Annotated in this window: 15 protein-coding genes; 3 read left to right on the top strand and 12 right to left on the bottom strand. The window is 71.2% G+C overall.

Features of this window, described 5'->3' with window-relative positions:
- The first annotated feature begins 22 nt into the window (after positions 1 to 22).
- Positions 23 to 1,129, top strand: coding sequence for an adenosine deaminase (locus tag CSIV_RS05930; RefSeq protein WP_077050471.1), 1,107 nt, complete (start codon positions 23 to 25; stop codon positions 1,127 to 1,129).
- Positions 1,130 to 1,267: 138 nt separating this feature from the next.
- On the opposite strand, the gene CSIV_RS05925 is transcribed toward CSIV_RS05930, so the two are convergent.
- From CSIV_RS05925 to CSIV_RS05895, 7 genes are all read right to left on the bottom strand, one after another.
- Positions 1,268 to 2,047, bottom strand: a complete 780-nt coding sequence (locus CSIV_RS05925) for an alpha/beta hydrolase (RefSeq protein WP_077050470.1) — start codon at positions 2,045 to 2,047, stop codon at positions 1,268 to 1,270.
- Position 2,048: 1 nt separating this feature from the next.
- Positions 2,049 to 3,200, bottom strand: coding sequence for a mannitol-1-phosphate 5-dehydrogenase (locus CSIV_RS05920; protein ID WP_077050469.1), 1,152 nt, complete (start codon positions 3,198 to 3,200; stop codon positions 2,049 to 2,051).
- A complete protein-coding gene (locus CSIV_RS05915) occupies positions 3,197 to 3,634 on the bottom strand; it encodes a PTS sugar transporter subunit IIA (RefSeq protein ID WP_077050468.1) in 438 nt (145 codons plus the stop codon). The genes CSIV_RS05920 and CSIV_RS05915 overlap by 4 nt, the downstream gene beginning before the upstream one ends.
- A gap of 102 nt (positions 3,635 to 3,736) precedes the next feature.
- On the bottom strand, positions 3,737 to 5,395 hold the full coding sequence (locus tag CSIV_RS05910; protein ID WP_077050467.1) for a PTS mannitol transporter subunit IICB: 1,659 nt from the start codon (positions 5,393 to 5,395) through the stop codon (positions 3,737 to 3,739).
- A 52-nt stretch (positions 5,396 to 5,447) separates the two neighbouring features.
- A complete protein-coding gene (ptsP, locus tag CSIV_RS05905) occupies positions 5,448 to 7,130 on the bottom strand; it encodes a phosphoenolpyruvate--protein phosphotransferase (protein WP_077050466.1) in 1,683 nt (560 codons plus the stop codon).
- Positions 7,131 to 7,145: 15 nt separating this feature from the next.
- Positions 7,146 to 7,421, bottom strand: coding sequence for an HPr family phosphocarrier protein (locus CSIV_RS05900; RefSeq protein ID WP_077050465.1), 276 nt, complete (start codon positions 7,419 to 7,421; stop codon positions 7,146 to 7,148).
- 23 nt (positions 7,422 to 7,444) lie between these two features.
- Entirely contained in the window at positions 7,445 to 7,771 is a 327-nt protein-coding gene (locus CSIV_RS05895; protein ID WP_077050464.1) for a PTS sugar transporter subunit IIB, read from the bottom strand.
- A 166-nt stretch (positions 7,772 to 7,937) separates the two neighbouring features.
- Between CSIV_RS05895 and CSIV_RS05890 the strand changes: the two genes are divergently transcribed.
- Entirely contained in the window at positions 7,938 to 9,866 is a 1,929-nt protein-coding gene (locus tag CSIV_RS05890; RefSeq protein WP_175627572.1) for a BglG family transcription antiterminator, read from the top strand.
- A gap of 129 nt (positions 9,867 to 9,995) precedes the next feature.
- On the opposite strand, the gene CSIV_RS05885 is transcribed toward CSIV_RS05890, so the two are convergent.
- The 3 genes from CSIV_RS05885 to CSIV_RS05875 form a co-directional block, all read right to left on the bottom strand.
- Positions 9,996 to 10,949 (bottom strand): type IV toxin-antitoxin system AbiEi family antitoxin domain-containing protein, encoded by a 954-nt coding sequence (locus CSIV_RS05885; protein ID WP_077050463.1) that lies wholly within the window; start codon positions 10,947 to 10,949, stop codon positions 9,996 to 9,998.
- A gap of 199 nt (positions 10,950 to 11,148) precedes the next feature.
- The gene (locus CSIV_RS05880) at positions 11,149 to 12,807 is read right to left on the bottom strand and encodes a phospho-sugar mutase (protein WP_077050462.1); all 1,659 of its coding nucleotides are present in this window, start codon (positions 12,805 to 12,807) and stop codon (positions 11,149 to 11,151) included.
- A complete protein-coding gene (locus tag CSIV_RS05875) occupies positions 12,804 to 13,637 on the bottom strand; it encodes a purine-nucleoside phosphorylase (RefSeq protein WP_077050461.1) in 834 nt (277 codons plus the stop codon). The genes CSIV_RS05880 and CSIV_RS05875 overlap by 4 nt, the downstream gene beginning before the upstream one ends.
- Before the next feature lie 67 nt (positions 13,638 to 13,704).
- Here CSIV_RS05875 and CSIV_RS05870 point away from each other — a divergent pair, with 67 nt between their 5' ends.
- A complete protein-coding gene (locus CSIV_RS05870) occupies positions 13,705 to 15,165 on the top strand; it encodes an NAD(P)H-quinone dehydrogenase (RefSeq protein ID WP_077050460.1) in 1,461 nt (486 codons plus the stop codon).
- Between the two features lie 253 nt (positions 15,166 to 15,418).
- Here the strand turns inward: CSIV_RS05870 and CSIV_RS05865 are convergent, their stop codons facing one another.
- Positions 15,419 to 17,185, bottom strand: a complete 1,767-nt coding sequence (locus CSIV_RS05865) for an ATP-binding protein (RefSeq protein WP_077050459.1) — start codon at positions 17,183 to 17,185, stop codon at positions 15,419 to 15,421.
- A gap of 77 nt (positions 17,186 to 17,262) precedes the next feature.
- The gene (locus CSIV_RS05860) at positions 17,263 to 17,910 is read right to left on the bottom strand and encodes a Maf family protein (protein ID WP_077050458.1); all 648 of its coding nucleotides are present in this window, start codon (positions 17,908 to 17,910) and stop codon (positions 17,263 to 17,265) included.
- Between the last annotated feature and the right edge of the window lie 27 nt (positions 17,911 to 17,937).

The raw sequence follows: 17,937 nt of genomic DNA, 5'->3' as shown, positions 1-17,937 counted from the left end.
GGCATCCGACCCGAGGAGCACCATGGCCACCGACGACGTCCGCATCCAGGGCAAGAAGCTGAAGAATCTGCCGAAGGTGTCGTTGCACGACCACCTCGACGGCGGGCTCCGTCCGCAGACCGTCCTGGAACTGGCCGATGAGATCGACCTCGACCTCCCCGCCGATGACGCGAAGGGTCTCGAGGCGTGGTTCTCGGACCACATCGACGGAGGATCGCTCGAGGACTACCTCGAGAAGTTCGACGCGACGATCGGCGTGATGCAGACGCGCGAGGGGCTCGTGCGCGTTGCGAAGGAGTTCGTCGAGGACCTCGCCGACGACGGCGTCGTGTACGCCGAGGTGCGGTGGGCTCCCGAGCAGCACCTCACGCGCGGCCTGAGCCTGGACGACGTCGTGGATGCCGTGCAGGAGGGCATCGAAGAGGGCGAGGATGCCGCGGACGCCCGCGGCAAGGACATCCGGGTGGGGCAGTTGCTCACGGCCATGCGCCAGGGGTCGCGCTCCCGCGAGATCGCCGAACTGGCGGTGGCGTGGCGCGGGCGCGGCGTGGTCGGGTTCGACCTCGCCGGTCCCGAGGACGGCTTCCCTCCGTCGAACCATCGCGCGGCGTTCGACTACCTGGCCGAGCAGTTCTTCCCCACGACGGTGCACGCCGGTGAGGGCGCGGGGCTGGCATCCATCCGCTCCGCTCTCATCGACGGCCGGGCCGTGCGCCTCGGCCACGGTGTGCGGATCGCGAACGACCTCGACGTCGTGTCGCGCGAGGGCGAGGAGGTGCTCGTCACTTTCGGCGACATGGCGCGCTGGGTGCGCGACCGCGAGATCACGCTCGAGCTGTCGCCGACGTCGAACCTGCAGAGCGGCGCGGTCACGGCCTGGGGCGACACGATGGACGCCCACCCGTTCGATCTGCTCTACCAGCTGGGTTTCTCCGTCACGGTGAACGTCGACAACCGCCTCATGAGCCGCACGACGCTGACCCGAGAACTCGGGCTGCTGGCGCAGGCGTTCGACTACGACCTCGACGACCTCGAGGCCTTCCAGCTCAACGCCGCGGCCGGTGCGTTCCTGCCGGTCGAGGAGCGCGAGGAGCTCATCGAGATCATCGCCGAGGGCTTCCAGCGCTGACGCGCCGCACGGGGCGCGGGGCGACGATTCCGCGCTGTTTGCGCCGCGAGTGTCCAGGACACGCGGATGCACGGTCGTCGCATCCGCGTGTCTTGGACGCCGAACCCGGCCGCGTGGGGCCACGGCTACGGCACAGCGTCAGGGCGTCGGCAGGAACGCCGCGAGCTGCTCGGCGATGACGCGGTCGACCTCGGCGGGATCGGCGGTCGGGGTGCCGTCGCCGGCCTGCGGACCATAGGCGCCGAAAGAGGCGTGCGAGGCGCCGGGGATCTCGACGAACACCGCGTCGGCGGGGAGCTCCTTCGCCGCGTCGGCGATCTTCTGCGGTGTGGAGAGACCGTCCTCGAAGCCGGAGAGGCTGAGCACCGGCAGCCCCGACCCGGAGAGGTCGTTCGCGCAGTACGACGCGAACAGCACGAGGGCGTCGGCGTCGCCGGCGAGCTGGCAGGCGCGGACGCCGCCCAGCGAGTGTCCGCCGACGGCCCACGCCGAGACATCCGGTGCGAGGTCGGTGAAGGTCGAGAGGCGGCGCGGGTCGAAGAACGCGAGGTTCAGCCACGGCCGGGTGATCACCACCGTCACGCCGTCGTCGACCACGGTGTCTTCGAACGTCGCGACGTAGCCGAGGGCGTCGACCTTCGCGCCCGGGATGAACACGAGTCCGCGGCCGGTGTCACCGGCGACCGGCGTCAGGATCACCGCGGTGGAGTCCTCGGTGATGGTGAGCCCGGGATTCGCGCGTGCCTCGGCGAGCGGGTCGGGTTCCGCGCCCATGACCCCGACCTGGCTGTAGATCAGGGTGCCGGCGACGAGGAGCAGCACGAGGGCGCCGAGGCCCGCGAGGATCCAGCGCAGGACACGAAAACGCCGACGGGGCGCTCGGGGCGCCCCGTCGGCGGACGGGCTGGTGTCGGTCACCTCACGAGCGTAATGCGGCCTGACGTGCGGAGACGATCTCCGCGATCGGCGCGAACAGCGGGTGCTCGGGCGGGAGACCGGTCACCTGGCCGGTGAAGGCGGCGGCGTCGAGCTCTCCGAGCAACCGCTGCAACTCCACGGCCTGTGCGTCCTCGGCATCCTGGAACTCCAGGGCGGCGGCCATCGCGGCCACGAGTGCGTCGACGGGCAGGCCCCGCTCGATCGCCTCGGCGGCGGGGCCGACGAAGCGCTCGTGACGGGAGAGCTTGCGCAGCGGCTGCCGGCCGACGCGCCACACGGTGTCGGGGAGCGCGGGGTTGCGGAAGCGCCGCAGGATCGTCTCGCGGTACTGCCCCTGCACCTCGGGGTCCAGCTCGTGCTTCTGCACGAGGAGGGCGCTCGTCTCCTGCAGCGCCGCCTCGACCTTCGCCGCGATCGCCGGATCGGCCAGCGCGTCGGAGATGCGCTCGATGCCGGCCTGCGCGCCGAAGTACGCGGTGGTGGCGTGTCCGGTGTTGACCGTGAAGAGCTTGCGCTCGATGTACGGCTCGAGGTCGTCGACGAAGTGCGCGCCCGGGATGTGCGGCGGGGTGTCGCCGAACGGCCCCCGCTCGATCGCCCACTCGTAGAACGGTTCGACCGTGACGTCGACGCCGCCGACGGCCTGGGCCGGGACGATCCGGTCGACGGCGGTGTTCGCGAAGACGGCGCGCGCTTCGAGGGCGTCCCAGGAATCGCCGGCGATGTCGACCACGTGCTCGCGCAGTTGGTCGGTCGCTCCGATCGCGTTCTCGCACGCCATGATCTGCAGGGGCGCGAGCGAGGGGTCGCGCAGCGCGAGGCCCGCGACGATGTGCGGCGCGACGAACTTCAGGATCGTGGGTCCCACGGCGGTCGTCACGACGTCGGCGGTCGCGATCTCGTCGACGAGGGTCTCGGCATCCGTCGAGCTGTCGATGGCACGGAAACCGGTCACCGTCTTGTCGACGCCGCCTTCGCCCACCTCGTGGACGGTGTACTCGGATGCCGCGTTGATCGCCGCGACGAGCGGAGCGGACACGTCCGAGAAGACGAGCTCGTAGCCGCCCTCGTGGAGCAGCAGACCGACGAAGCCGCGACCGATGTTGCCGGCGCCGAAATGGACGGCCTTCATGCGTTGACGGAACCCGACAGGGCCTCGAAGAGCTCCTCGGGGGAGGAGGCGGCCTTCAGACGTGCGACGTCGTCCTCCTCGGAGAAGAGGATGGCGATCTGCGACAGGATCTCGAGGTGCTCATCGCCCTTGCCGGCGATGCCGATGACGAAGGTGACGGGCTCCCCGCCCCAGTCGACGCCCCCGTCGTAGCGGACGACCGACAGGCCGGAGGTGAGGATGGCCTGCTTGGTCTCGTTGGTGCCGTGCGGGATGGCGAGCTCGTTGCCCATGTAGGTGGACACGGTCTCCTCGCGCTGCTGCATGGCGGCGAAGTACTCGCCGGTGACGGAGCCGGCGGCTTCGAGCAGATCGGCGGCTTCCTTCATCGCCTCCTCGCGGGTGGCGCTTCCGGGGTGGATGCGAACGGATTCGATGCGGAGGACGTCCGACATGGTTCTCGCCTTTCTCGTCGTACTGTCCAGCCTGGCAAAACGCGGGCCGAACGGGAAGACGCCAGGGGCCGGGGTTGTGCCCCAGCCCCTGGCGTGCGGGGGTTACTTCGCCTCGTGCTGGCTGCGGACCATCTCCACGACCTCGTCGTACTTCGGCGAGTTCATGAAGTTGTCCACCGAGACGTGGATCGCGTCGGGGTTCTGCGCCTTCGCGCGGTCGGTCAGCTGGTTCTGCGTGATGACCAGGTCGGCGGTACCGTCGAGATTCGCGATCGCCTGGTTGGTGACCGTGACCCCTTCGATGCCGGCCTTCTTGATCTTGTTGCGCAGGACGCTCGCGCCCATCGCCGAGGAGCCCATGCCGGCGTCGCAGGCGAACACGATGTTGTTCAGCTGCTTCGTGGCGACGGCGCCCCCGAGGCCGCCGAGGGCACCCTCGACGTCGTGGTCGGCGGACGCGGTCACGTCGCTCGACGTGCGCGAACGCAGGCCGCCCAGGGCCGAGGACTCCTTGCCCTTGTTGGCCTCGGTCTGGTCGATCGCCGCGGCGAACGCGTCGTCGCCGCCCTCGGCCGCGAGGTCGCGCTTGCGCGAGGCACGCAGGATCACACCGGCGATCAGGAACGTGACCACGGCGGCGACGGCCACCGAGAGGTACACGACCAGGAGGTTGCCGGGGCCGGCGCCGATCGCCGCGGCGGTGACGGCGATGATGCTGCCGGGGGCCGCCGGGAACACCAGGCCGCCGCTGAAGATCATGTTCGTCGTGACGCCCGCGGCGCCACCCGCGATGAGCGCGAGGATCGTCATGGGCTTGGCCAGCGCGTACGGGAAGTAGATCTCGTGGATGCCACCGAGGAACTGGATGACGATGGCACCGGGCGCCGAGGCCTTCGCCGCGCCGACACCGAAGAAGGTGAAGGCGAGGAGCAGACCCAGGCCGGGGCCGGGGTTGGCCTCGATGAGGAACAGGATCGACTTGCCCGACTCCGCAGCCTGCTCGATGCCGAGCGGGGTGAAGACGCCGTGGTTGATGGCGTTGTTGAGGAACAGCACCTTCGCCGGCTCGACGATGATCGACAGCACGGGCAGCAGGTTGAACTGCACGAGGAACGCGACGATGCTGCCGAGGACCGCGCTGATGCCGAGGAAGACGGGACCGAAGGCGAAGAAGCCGACGATCGCGAGGATCATGCCGAGGATGCCGGCGGAGAAGTTGTTGACCAGCATCTCGAAGCCGGGGCGGATCTTGCCGTCCCACAGCTTGTCCATCTGCTTGGTGATCCAGGCCGCGAGCGGACCCATGATCATCGCGCCGAGGAACATCGGGATGTTGGTTCCGACGATGACACCCATCACGGCGATGGTCGCCACCACGCCACCGCGCGCGCCATAGACCATGCGGCCGCCGGTGTTGGCGATGAGGAGGGGCAGGAGGTAGGTGATCATGACGCTGACCAGGCCGACGTAGCCCTGGTAGGTGCTGCCGTCCGCGTTGGCGGTGAGCGCCGTCGCGGCCCCCGGCCACCCGATCGTGGCCGCGTCGCCGCCGCCGCCGATGATCTCGGCCACAGGGGCCCAGTGCCACCCGAAGGGGCTCTTCGCGCCGAAGAATCCGGCGGGGATGAAGAGCATGGTGATGAAGCCCCACGCGATGAACGCCGCGATGTTGGGCATGATCATGCCGGAGAGGAACGTGCCGAACCGCTGGACCGCGACCCGTGCACCTCCCGGCTTCTTGGCTGTAGACGCCGTCGTCATTGCTGTGTCTCCTTGTTGTGGATGCGACCGGGGCCGCGGGGTGTCGCGCGGCTCAGGCCGCGGTGGTGGCGGAGGCTGCCTGCGCGGCCTCTCGGGCGGAGGCCGCGTCGTCCGCGGCCAGGGCTGCCTCGGCGATGCGGCAGGCATCGTCGAGAGAGTGGGTGAGGAGCGAGGCGCGGACGTCGGCGAGCGCGGTGGGCGCCATCGACAGCGTGGTCGCGCCGAGTCCGACGAGGACGATCGCGAGAAGCGGGTCGGCGGCGGCCTCGCCGCAGATGCCGACGGGCTTTCCGTTCGCCCGGCCTGCGGCGCCGACCTCGCGGATGAGGCGCAGGACGGCCGGATGCCACGGGTCCTGGAACGACGCGACCGAACCGAGCAGCCGGTCGGCGGCGAGCGTGTACTGCGTCAGGTCGTTGGTGCCGATCGATGCGAAGTCGGCGATCTGCAGGATGCGATCGGCGAGAAGTGCCGAGGAGGGCACCTCCACCATGACGCCCGTGGTCTTCAGCCCGTAGTCCTTGGCCAGGGCGGTGAAGTACCGCGTCTCCTCGACGGTCGACACCATGGGTGCCATCACCCAGAGATCGGCGGGGCCGGCTTCGGACTTCCGTGTCTCGGCATCCGCCTCGGCGAGGGCCGTGAGCTGTTCGCGCAGGATGTCCTCGCTCGCGCGGAGGGCGCGCAGGCCCCGGAGACCCAGCGCGGGGTTCTCCTCGTGCGCGTCGTTGAGGAAGGGGAGCGGCTTGTCGGCACCGGCGTCGAGCACGCGCACGACCACCTTCTTGCCGGGGAAGGCGCTGAGCAGCTCGATGTAGGCGGTGCGCTGCTCCTCGACCGTGGGGGCGGAGCTGGAGCTGAGGAAGAGGAACTCGGTGCGGAAGAGGCCGACGCCCTCGGCGCCGAGCTCGACGGCCTCGGCGGCACCGCCGGGCTTGCCGAGGTTGGCCAGCAGCGGAATCTTCGTGCCGTCCGACAGGGCGCCGTCGGTGATCGGGGCGGAGGAGGCCGCCGCGCGCGCATCGGCGCGGTTCTTGGCCCGCGCCAGGTCGTCGTCGCTCGGGTCGACCGTGACGACGCCGGCGGCGGCATCCACGATCACCGTCTGACCGTCGACGAGGTCCTTCGCTCCGCTCGCGCCGACGACGGCGACGATCGACTTCTCCCGCGCGAGGATCGCGGTGTGCGACGTCGGGCCGCCCTCGGTGGTGACCAGCGCGAGGACCTTGTCCAGGTCGAGCAGCGCGGTGTCGGCGGGGGCGAGGTCCTTCGCGACCAGCACGAACGGGTGACCGGGGTCGGGGATGCCGGGGGCGGCGACGCCGCGGAGACGCGCGATCACACGCTGGGCGACGTCGTCGAGGTCGGCGGCGCGTTCGCCGAGGTAGCCGCCGAGGGCGACGAGCTGCTCGCGGAACGACGCGAAGGCGTCGTGGACGGCGAACTCGCCGTTCTTGCCGGCGGCCAGGCGGGAGTCCACCTCGGCCTCGAGGGTCGGGTCCTCGGCGATCATCGCCTGGGCTTCGAGCACGTCGCGGGCGGCGCCGCCGGCCTGAGCCCCGCGCGCCTCGAGCTCGCGGGCGACGGCCGATACGGCCTCGCGCACGCGGGCCGTCTCGTCCTCGACCGACCGGTCGCTCGGCGTGTCCTTCGGAGCGGGCAGGGGCTCGGCCATGCGCGCGATGGGTCCCTGGGCGACGCCCAGTCCGATTCCGACTCCGCGAAGTTCCGTCATGTTCCTGTGATTCCTTTACTCGGCGTCGTGGTCGGTGGTCAGAAGCTCGGCGAGGCGCTCCAGCGTCGCCTCGGCGTTGTCGCCGTCGGCGGTGAGGGTGACGTAGTCGCCCTGCTCCAGGCCGAGGGCGATGATCCCCAGGATGCTCGCGGCGTTCACCGGGCTGCCGGCGTCCTTGGCGATGGTGACCGGGATGCCGGACTCCTTCGCCGCCTGGGCGAAGAGCTTCGCGGGGCGGGCGTGGAGGCCGTGCGACGAGCCGATACGGACCGTCCGGGTGATCTGGGGCATGGGTGTTCCTTTCCGGCGGCGGGTCAGACGGTGTCCGCGGATTCCCGCGCACCCATCGCCTCTTCCACGAGAGCGAGGGTGCGGGTTCCGGTCAGGTCGGTGAAGACGTCCTCAGGCAGCAGCGCGACCCGCACTCCCCGTGTCGCGGCATCCTGTCGGATCCGCTCCAGGTCGGGGGCCAGGTGCGGGCCGACGAGCACGACGTCGGCCTGATCGAGGTCGATCGGGAGCGACCTCGCGGTCCCCGCCGAAGCGGAGTAGGGGAGGCCGCGATCATGGGCGGCGCGTTGAACACGCTGTGCGACGAACGTGCTGGACGCACCAGCGCCGCACACCACGAGGATCCTCATCGACCCGCCTCCTTCTCCTCGATTCTCGGCACCGCGTTCACAGCGGACAACCAGGTTCGTTTCCCACCCCCCGGAACGCGGATGCCGCGCCCCGGCGCCGCGGGCGGAAGCGCGTGGTTGGATGGAGGGAGCGCTGCCATTCCGGGGGCGGCGCGGAGGACGGATCGTGACGACGAAAGCTCGCCAAGACCGCCTGCTGGCCCTGCTGCTGCGGGACGCGGAGTGGTCCACGGCCGCGTCGCTGGCGGATGCGCTGGGCGTGACCCCCCGCAGCGTGCGTTCGTACGTCACCGCGGTGAACGCCCGCGTCGCCGGCGGCGGGGCGATCGAGTCCGGCCCGCTCGGATACCGCGCGGGCACGGACGCGGCCCTCGCGCTGCGCGCCGGTTCGCCGGCCGACACCGGCACCCCGCGCGATCGCCTGCACACGCTCGTGCGGCGGCTCCTCGACGCGGCCGACGGCATCGACGTCTACGAGACCGCCGACTCGCTGCACGTCAGCGCCGCGACCCTCGAGGCCGACCTCGCGCGCGTGCGCGGGCTGCTCGGCGGGACCGAACTGACCCTGGAGCGCTCGGCATCCACCGCCCGCCTCCGCGGAACCGAGGTCGCTCAGCGGAGGCTGCTGTCCAAGCTCGCGCACGACGAGATGGATGCCGGGATGTTCGACCTCGACGCTCTCCGGCGCACGCTCGGCGAGAGGTCGGTCGGCGCGCGCGCGTTCGGACCGTTCAAGGCCGAGCTCGTCGCCGAACTCGGGTCGCTCGGCTACTTCGTGAACGAGATCGGCATCGGCGACGTGGTCATGCACATCGCGATCGCCGCCGACCGGGTCACGCGCGACCGGGGCCTCGGCGCCGCCGCGGGGGAGTCCTCGGATGCCGCGGACGCCGTCGCCGAGCTGCTGGACCGGCTGACCCTCAAGCACATCGGAGTGCAGTTGGGTGCGGGCGACCTGCGGCACCTCGCCACGCTGGTCCTCACCCGTATCGTCGCGCCCGGTGCACCCGCAGCCGACGACGTGCGCTCGCGCCTCGACCCCGCGGTCGAGGCGGCGGTGCGCGCGGTCGTGGAGGCTGCGGCATCCCAGTATCTGGTGGACATCGCGCACGACGACTTCGTCCTGCGCCTGGCGCTCCACGTGCAGAACCTGCTGCATCGCTCGCGCGAACAGGCGTGGTCCCGCAACCCGCTGACCCGCTCGCTCAAGTCCACGTACCCGATGATCTTCGAGGTCGCCGTGTACATCGCCAGCGGCCTGCAGGACGCCCTCGGCATCCCGATCCTCGACGACGAGATCGCCTACATCGCGATGCACGTCGGCGGCCGGCTCGAGCGCAGCCGACGCTCCGACCAGCTGCTGACCGCGACGATCGTGTGCCCGGGGTACTACGAGTTGCACGAGCTCCTGCGCTCGAGCGTCGACCGGTCCCTCGGTCAAGCCATCGAGGTCGTCGGCGTCGAGACGCGCATCGATCCGGCGTGGGACTCGATCGACACCGACCTCGTGCTCACCACGATCGACCCGCCGCGTCCCGGCGACCGGTTCGTCCGCATCCAGCCGTTCCTGACCGACGCCGACGTCGAGCGCGTCCAGGCGGCGGCGTCGCGGGTGCGCCGCGGACGGCGCCTCGCGCGGCTGCGCGCCGAACTCGAGACGTACTTCTCGCCCGATGCGTTCGTGCGCGGGCTGGATGCCGACGGCGGCGAGGCCGGTGTCATCCGGCGCCTCGGCGGGCTGCTGGTGGACGAGGGCGTCATCGACGACGACTACGTCGTTCGGGCGGTGGAGCGAGAGGCGATCTCGTCCACGGCGTTCACCGACGCGCTCGCCGTGCCGCACGCGATGGGCATGACCGCGACCCAGACCCGCATCGCGATCGGCATCGCCGATCCCTCGATCGCGTGGGGCGAGGGGCGCGTGCAGGTGGTGGCGCTCGTGGCGTTCAGCGAGACCGACCGCGAGGCGTTCCAGACCGTGTTCGAGCAGTTCGTCGAGGTGTTCAGCGAGCGCGACAGCGTGCAGCGCATCGTCCGGCGTGGCACGGACTTCGCGGCGTTCCTCGATGAGTTGGTCGCGGTGATCGACGGCTGACGCTCTGTGGGCGTGCGCCCATCCCGTGCTTTGGGGCGGAGGATGTGCAGCGGGGCGGTCCTTGCGCGCCCCGGTGCACGGATCGCGCCCCGGCGCTTGAGAGGACGGATCGCGCCCCGGCGCGGCGGCTCACCCGGGAGTGATGCCGAAGGCGGAGAGGCGGCGACCCAGCGTCGCAGCATCGGTCAGGTGCTCCCAGCCCCACCGGGCGAATCGTCGTTGGGTGGTGCCGCGAATCCAATCCTCACGGCGCTTCTCCTCCTCGACGACCGTCTGCGGGCTTCTGCCCGCGTCCGTCGCGAGTCTCCGATACTTCAGCATCCCGTCGAACTCGCCCCACGCCCCGACATCGTCGAGCCCGAAGTCGATCCAGTACGTGTTGCCCCGGGGGCCGGCGACGGGAACCTGCAGGGCCGGAGGTGCGAACCCCAAGTCCAACAGGCGCAATCGGCTCACACTCTCGCCGGGGAGTTGTGCCCGGCCGTCCGCGAGTGTCAGCGCCCGTTCCGCCGCGTGGCGTCCGCGTGTGGCGAGTCGCGTCCAGTTCATCGCTTCCTCGCGGAACCGTTCTGCCTCGTCGAGGTCATAGCTGCCCGGAGGGGTGAACGCGCGCTCACGAAGGGCGGCATCCGCGACGGTCACCGCCACATCGCGCGACTCCATCCGGGCGACGTCGGCGACCGTTCGGGAGAGGGGTGTGCATCGAAGGCCGTCGAGTTCCACGTAGTGCGGGTCGCGTGCAAGGTCGCGATGACGTACAACGCCTGATGCACCGCTCGGTCGGGCCTCCGGGCAGAGCACGTGCAGCAGGCCGTCATCGCGAAGGCACGGAAGTCCTTGGATCGCAGCGGCGGTCACGCCGCAGAACGTCGGACGGTTCGCGCTCACGAGAACCAGTGCCTTCGCGCGCACGACGATCCTGTGCTCGGGGCTGAGCCCGTCGACGTCCGCACCCCGGGCGTAGACACCCGGGCGGATGTGGCGAAGATACCCCCTCTCCACCTCGAGACGGACACGGCGGGAGTGCCACCCGTGTTCCGCGAGTTGCGAACGCCGGATCAGAGCGACGGCAGCGGTGTTCATCACCCCACTGTGTCGCGGGAGTTCGGGGCACGGGCGCCGTCCCCGCCCCCTCTGTGGATGGCATCACGATCCATCGTCCGGGGGAGCAACGGTTCGACGTGCGACATCGGGGCTGAGTTCGTGCAATGGGGCGGACGATGACCGCCCCATTGCACCGAATCCGCCCCAAACCCCGGCGCACCGGCGCCCCGGCCCCGCGTCAGCGCACCGTCGCGAGCAGATCCTCGGCACCGGCGTGCAGCGCCTCGAGGCGGCGACGGGCCTTCTTCGCCGACGAGCCGCGCACGTCGAGGTACAGCTTCAGCTTCGGCTCGGTGCCGCTGGGCCGAACGATGAGGCGCGAGCCGTCCTCGAGCCAGATGCGCAGCACGTCGCCCGGGGGCAGCCCGTCGACGCCCTCGAGCAGGTCGTCGATCCTCGACACCGCGACCTCGCCCACCGCGGACGGCGGCTGGGCGCGGAGGGATGCCATGATCGCGCCGATCTCGCTCAGGTCGGTGACGCGCACCGAGATCTGGTCGCTCGCGAACGCGCCGAAGGTGTCGCGGAACTCCTGCAGCAGGTCGGCCACGGTGCGGCCCTCGGCGCGTGCGGCGGTGGCGAGCCCGAGGAACGCGACGGCGGCGGAGACGCCGTCCTTGTCGCGCACGGTCTCGGGGTTCACGAGGTAGCCCAGGGCCTCCTCGAAGCCGTAGACGATGCCCGGCGCGCGAGAGATCCACTTGAAGCCCGTGAGGGTCGCGTGGAAGTCCAGGCCGTAGTGCTCGGCCACGGCCTGCAGCCCGGGCGACGACACCAGAGAGCAGGCGAGGGAGCCACCGGATGCCGTGCGCGCGGCGCGCCAGCCGAGGAGCAGGCCGATCTCGTTGCCGGTCAGGCGACGCCAGCCGCCCTCGACCTCGGGGTCGGGGATCGCGACGGCGAGGCGGTCGGCATCCGGGTCGTTGGCGATGACGAGCTCGGCGTCGGCGGAGCGGGCGGTCTCGAAGGCGAGGTCCATCGCCCCCGGCTCCTCCGGGTTGGGGAACGCCACAGTGGGGAAGCGGCCGTCCGGGTGGATCTGCGCCTCGACGACCGTCGGCGCGGGATACCCGGCTTCGGCGAGCACGCGGGACACCGTCTCCCACCCGACGCCGTGCATCGCGGTGTAGACCCACCGCAGCCCGTCGGCGCCGGCAGGCGCGGGGGCCACGGCGGCGGTCGCGGCGACGTACGCCTCGACGAGCGCCTCCGGGGCGTTCTCGAACCCGACGGAGCGGGGGAGGACGGTGACGTCACCCGCATCGGCCACGCGCTGGATGTGCGCGGCGATCTCGGCATCCGCCGGCGAGACGATCTGCGCGCCGTCGTCGGCGCCGCCGAGGTAGACCTTGTACCCGTTGTCGTCCGGCGGGTTGTGGCTCGCGGTGACCATGACACCCGCGTCGGCGCCGAGGTGCCGCACCGCGAACGCGAGCACGGGCGTGGGCAGCATCCGGGGGAGCAGGATGGCGCGCAGCCCCGCCCCGGCGAAGATCTCGACCGAGTCGCGCGCGAAGACGTCGGAGTTGCGGCGTCCGTCGTACCCGACGACCACGGTCGGCGTCCCGGCGGGCTGCTTCTCGCGCAGGTACGCGGCGAAGCCCGCTGCGGCCTGCGCCACGAGCACCCGGTTCATGCGGTTCGACCCGGCCCCGAGTGTGCCGCGGAGCCCCGCGGTACCGAAGGCGAGACGGGTGGCGAAACGGTCTTCCAGGTCGGCGGCCGCCTCGGCATCCCCGTCCTCGACGCGTTCGATGAGCGACGTGAGCTCTTCGCGGGTCGTGGCATCCGGGTCCTGGGCGAGCCAGGCGCGCGCGGCGGCGACGTACTCGCTCACAGCGCGCCGATCACACGGGCCAGCAGTGCGGAGATCACCGGCTCGGCCTCGCGCCCGGCCTCGAGCACCTCTGCGTGGCTGAGGGGCGTCTTCTGGATGCCGGCGGCCAGGTTCGTGATGAGCGAGAAGCCGAGGATCTCCATGCCGGCCTGCCGGGCGGCGATGGCCTCCAGCGCGGTGGACATGCCCACGATGTGGCCGCCGATGGTCTTGGCCATCTGCACCTCGGCCGGGGTCTCGTAGTGCGGACCGCGGAACTGCGTGTAGACGCCCTCGTCGAGGGTCGGATCGATCGACCGGGCGAGGTCGCGCAGGCGCTGCGAGTACAGGTCGGTGAGGTCGATGAAGGTCGCGCCCTCGAGGGGCGAGTCGGCGGTGAGGTTGATGTGGTCGCTGATGAGGACGGGCTGGCCGGGCTTCCACGTCTCGCGGATGCCGCCCGCGCCGTTGGTGAGGATCATCGTGGTCGCGCCGGTGGCCGCGGCGGTGCGGACGCTGTGCACGACCCGGCGGACGCCGTGGCCTTCGTAGTAGTGCGTGCGCGCGCCGATCACGAGGACGTTCTTGCCGCCGGGGGTGCGGACGCTGCGGAGGGTTCCGACGTGCCCCTCGAGGGCGGGCTTGGAGAAGCCGGTGACCTCGGTCGCGGGGAACGACGCGGTCTCCTCGCCGATGAGCTCGGCGGCGCGGCCCCAGCCGCTGCCGAGGGTGACCGCGATGTCGTGATGCTCGACACCGGACAGGCGCGCGATGTCGGAGGCCGCCGCTGCGGCGATCTCGAACGGGTCGGCCGCCGGGTCGTCGAGCGGGTGAGAGTTGCTGTGTGCCATGAACCCACTCTAGAAAGCCGCGGCATCCGGGGCCAGGCGCACGGGCCGCGCGTCGCACTAGGGAAGAATGGATGCCATGGTGCAGAGCTTCGAGCGCAAGCAGTCCGTCGCGATCGTCGGCGGTGGCCCCGGCGGCTACGAAGCGGCTCTCTCCGCCGCCCAGCTGGGCGCCGACGTGACTCTCGTGGAGCGGGCGGGCGTGGGCGGCTCGGCCGTCATCACCGACGTCGTCCCCTCGAAGACGCTCATCGCGACCGCCGACGCGGCCGTGGCGATTCGCAGCGCCAGCGAGCTGGGTGTGCAGCTGTTCGCCAAGGACGACCGTGGCAAGCCGCTGACCCCCGAGGTCGCGATCAACCTCGCGGCGGTGAATCAGCGGCTCCTTTCGCTCGCGCGGCAGCAGTCCGACGACATGCGCTCGTCGCTCCTCGACGCGGGCGTCCGCATCATCTCCGGTCACGGCCGCCTCGACGGTTCCGGCGCCGTGGTCGTCTCGACCGAGGCGGGCGGCACCGATTTCGACCGCATCGAGGCCGAGACGCTCGTCGTCTCCGTGGGCGCGTCGCCGCGCGAGCTGCCGTCCGCGCAGCCCGACGGCGAGCGCATCCTGACGTGGACGCAGCTCTACAACATGAAGTCGGTGCCGCAGCACCTCGTCGTCGTCGGCTCGGGTGTCACCGGCGCGGAGTTCGCCTCGGCGTACATGAACCTCGGCGCGAAGGTCACACTGGTCTCCAGCCGCGACCAGGTGCTCCCGGGCGAAGACCAGGATGCCGCGGCCGTCCTGGAGCGCGTCTTCCAGCGCGGCGGCATGACGCTGCTGTCGAAGGCGCGCGCCGACTCCGTCGTGAACACCGGAGAGGGCGTCGTGGTGACGCTCGCCGACGGACGCACGATCGAGGGCAGCCACTGCCTCATGGCGGTGGGGTCCATCCCCAACACCGCCGGGATCGGCCTGGAGCAGGCGGGCGTGCAGATGACGCCGTCGGGCCACATCCGCGTGAACCGCGTCGCCCGCACATCGGTGCCGAACATCTACGCCGCGGGCGACTGCACGAACTTCTTCCCGCTGGCGTCCGTGGCATCCATGCAGGGTCGTCAGGCCGTGTTCCACGCGCTGGGCGACGTCGTGATCCCGCTGGAGACCCGCCGGATCACCGCGAACATCTTCACCGCGCCCGAGATCGCCACCGTCGGTTTCAGCGAGCAGGACATCGCGGACGGCAAGATCGCCGGCGTCGTGAAGAAGCTGCCGCTGTCGGCCAATCCGCGCGCCAAGATGCAGGGCATCACCGACGGCTTCGTCAAGCTCATCGCCCGTCAGGGCAGCGGAACCGTCATGGGCGGCGTGATCGTCGCTCCCCGCGCCTCGGAGCTCATCTACCCGATCGCGATCGCCGTCGAGCGCCGCCTCACCGTCGATCAGGTCGCCCGCGTGTTCGCGGTGTACCCGTCGCTCACGTCGAGCATCACGGATGCCGCGCGCGCGATGCACATCGTCGACCGCGACGATCCCGGCGAGGACTGAGCTTCGGGATGCCGCGGGTGAGCGGCATCCATCCTGCTCGGTGGTTCCGTGGGGTGTGCGTTCACGCATAAACGCTTCCGGCGCGTGGAAACGCGGTGTGCTCGCGTTTATGCGTGCGGATCGCGTTTATGCGTGGCTGGCACCGCCGCACCGCCGCACCGCCGCAGCGCGCACCCGCCGCAGCGCGCACCCGCCGTAACGCGACGGCGCCGCGCCCCCGGAGGGACGCGGCGCCGGAGGCGAGGAGGGTGCCTCAGCTGATGAGCAGCAGCTGGTGACCCGCCGAGACGGTGGTGCCGGGACTGGCGTCGATGCCGGCGACGGTGCCGTCCTTGTGCGCCTGGATGGGCTGCTCCATCTTCATCGCCTCGAGCACGACGACGAGGTCGCCCTTGACGACCTGCTGGCCCTCCTCGACGGCGATCTTGACGACCGTGGCCTGCATCGGCGACTTCACCGCGTCACCGGTGGCCCCGGCGGTCGGCGATGCGGCGTGCGACCGACGCGACGGCGGTGCGACGGCCGGTCGGCCCGGCTTCGCTGCGGGCGCGGCGATGCGGTCGGGGAGGCTCACCTCGAGTCGCTTGCCGCCGACCTCGACCACGACCGTGTGTCGACCGGGCGCCTCGACGGGGGGCTCGAGCTCGCCGTCCCAGGCGGGGATGCCGCCTGCGAACTCGGTCTCGATCCAGCGGGTGTAGACGCCGAACGTGCCGTCCTCGGCCGTGAACGCGGGGTCGCGGACGACCTTGCGGTGGAACGGGAGAACGGTGGGGAGTCCGGCGACCTCGAACTCGTCGAGCGCGCGGCGCGAACGCTCCAGAGCCTCGGCGCGGTCGCGCCCGGTCACGATGATCTTCGCCAGCAGCGAGTCGAAGGCGCCGGAGACGCTGTCGCCCGCCGTCACGCCGGAGTCGAGGCGCAGCCCCGGGCCGCCGAAGGTCTTGAAGACGTGGATCGGGCCCGGCTGCGGGAGGAAGTTCCGGCCGGGGTCTTCGCCGTTGATGCGGAACTCGATCGAGTGGCCGGTGGGCGCGGGGTCGTCGTAGCCGAGCTCCTCGCCCTCGGCGATGCGGAACTGCTCGCGCACCAGGTCGATTCCGGTGACCTCTTCCGACACCGGGTGCTCCACCTGCAGGCGGGTGTTGACCTCGAGGAACGAGATCGTGCCGTCGGCGCCGATGAGGAACTCGCACGTCCCGGCCCCGACGTAGCCGACCTCGCGGAGGATGGCCTTGGATGCCGAGTAGAGGATCGCGTTCTGCTCGTCGCTGAGGAACGGCGCCGGGGCCTCCTCGACGAGCTTCTGGTGACGGCGCTGCAGAGAGCAGTCGCGCGTGGAGACGACGACGACGTTCCCCGCGGCATCCGCCAGGCACTGGGTCTCGACGTGGCGGGGCTTGTCGAGGTACTTCTCGACGAAGCACTCGCCGCGACCGAAGGCTGCGACGGCCTCGCGGGTCGCCGACTCGAACATCTCGGCGACCTCGTCGAATTCGCGCGCGACCTTGAGGCCGCGTCCGCCGCCGCCGTACGCCGCCTTGATCGCGATGGGCAGGCCCACCTGCTCGGCGAAGGCGATGACCTCGTCGGCGCCGGCCACCGGCCCGGGGGTGCCGGGGGCGAGGGGGGCCCCGACCTTCTCGGCGACGTGGCGCGCGGTGACCTTGTCGCCGAGCGCTTCGATCGCCGCGGGCGACGGGCCGATCCAGACGAGGCCCGCGTCGATGACGGCGCGGGCGAAGTCGGCGTTCTCGGCGAGGAATCCGTATCCGGGGTGGACGGCGTCCGCGCCGGAACGGCGGGCGACCGAGAGGATCTTCTCGATCGAGAGGTAGGTGTCGGCGCTGGTGGCGCCCTCGAGCGCGTACGCCTCGTCGGCGAGGCGGGTGTGCAGGGCGTCCCGGTCCTGGTCGGCGTAGACCGCGACGGAGGCTTTGCCCGAATCGCGTGCGGCGCGGATGACACGGACGGCGATCTCGCCGCGGTTGGCGACGAGTACCTTGGCGATCTTCGGCATCCTCCCAGCCTAGCGAGGGGTCGTGCGGGTCTTTTGACCCTCCTCCACAAGAAACGCCGAAAAACGTGTGGGGGAGTCTACGAACGGTTCCACAGATCGGTCCACGATCCGCCGAGATCGCGGACGAGGCGACGCACGGTCGACAGCGACATCCCCACCACCGTGGAGGGGTCGCCCTCGACGCGCTCGATGAACGCGCCGCCCAGGGAATCGACGGTGAACGCGCCCGCGACGAGCAGCGGTTCGCCGCTGGCGACATACGCCGCGATCTCCTCATCGGCGACGTCGGCGGCGAAGGTCACCGACGCCTCGGCCACGGCGAACGCCTCCCGGGGCTCGTGGCCGGGGGCGACCCGGAAGACGCTGTGCCCCGAATGCAGCACGCCCGTGCGCCCGCGCATGTCGCGCCAGCGCGCGGTCGCCGCCTCGGCGGTGTAGGGCTTGCCGAGGATCTCGTCGCCGAGCGCGAACATCGAGTCGCCGCCGATCACGAATCCGTCGAACCCGGACCCGTCGGAGGCCAGGCGGAGCGCCACGTCCTCGGCCTTCCGCCGCGCGAGCAGAAGGACGTGCTCCGGCGCCGGCAGCGTGCGCCCCTCCGCCGCCTCGACCTCGGCGATCACCGCCTCCTCGTCGACCCGGGGTGCCCGGGCCTCGGGCTCGATTCCGGCCTGCCGCAGCAGCATGAGTCGAGCGGGGGAAGTGGATGCCAGGCACACGCGCATGCGTCCACGCTACCGACGACGCGACCC

The organism is Microbacterium sp. CSI-V, assembly GCF_001984105.1.
In the GTDB taxonomy this organism is placed as follows: Bacteria; Actinomycetota; Actinomycetes; order Actinomycetales; family Microbacteriaceae; genus Microbacterium.
The sequence above is the reverse complement of the archived record's forward strand: the minus strand, read 5'-3'. Positions and strand labels throughout refer to the sequence as shown.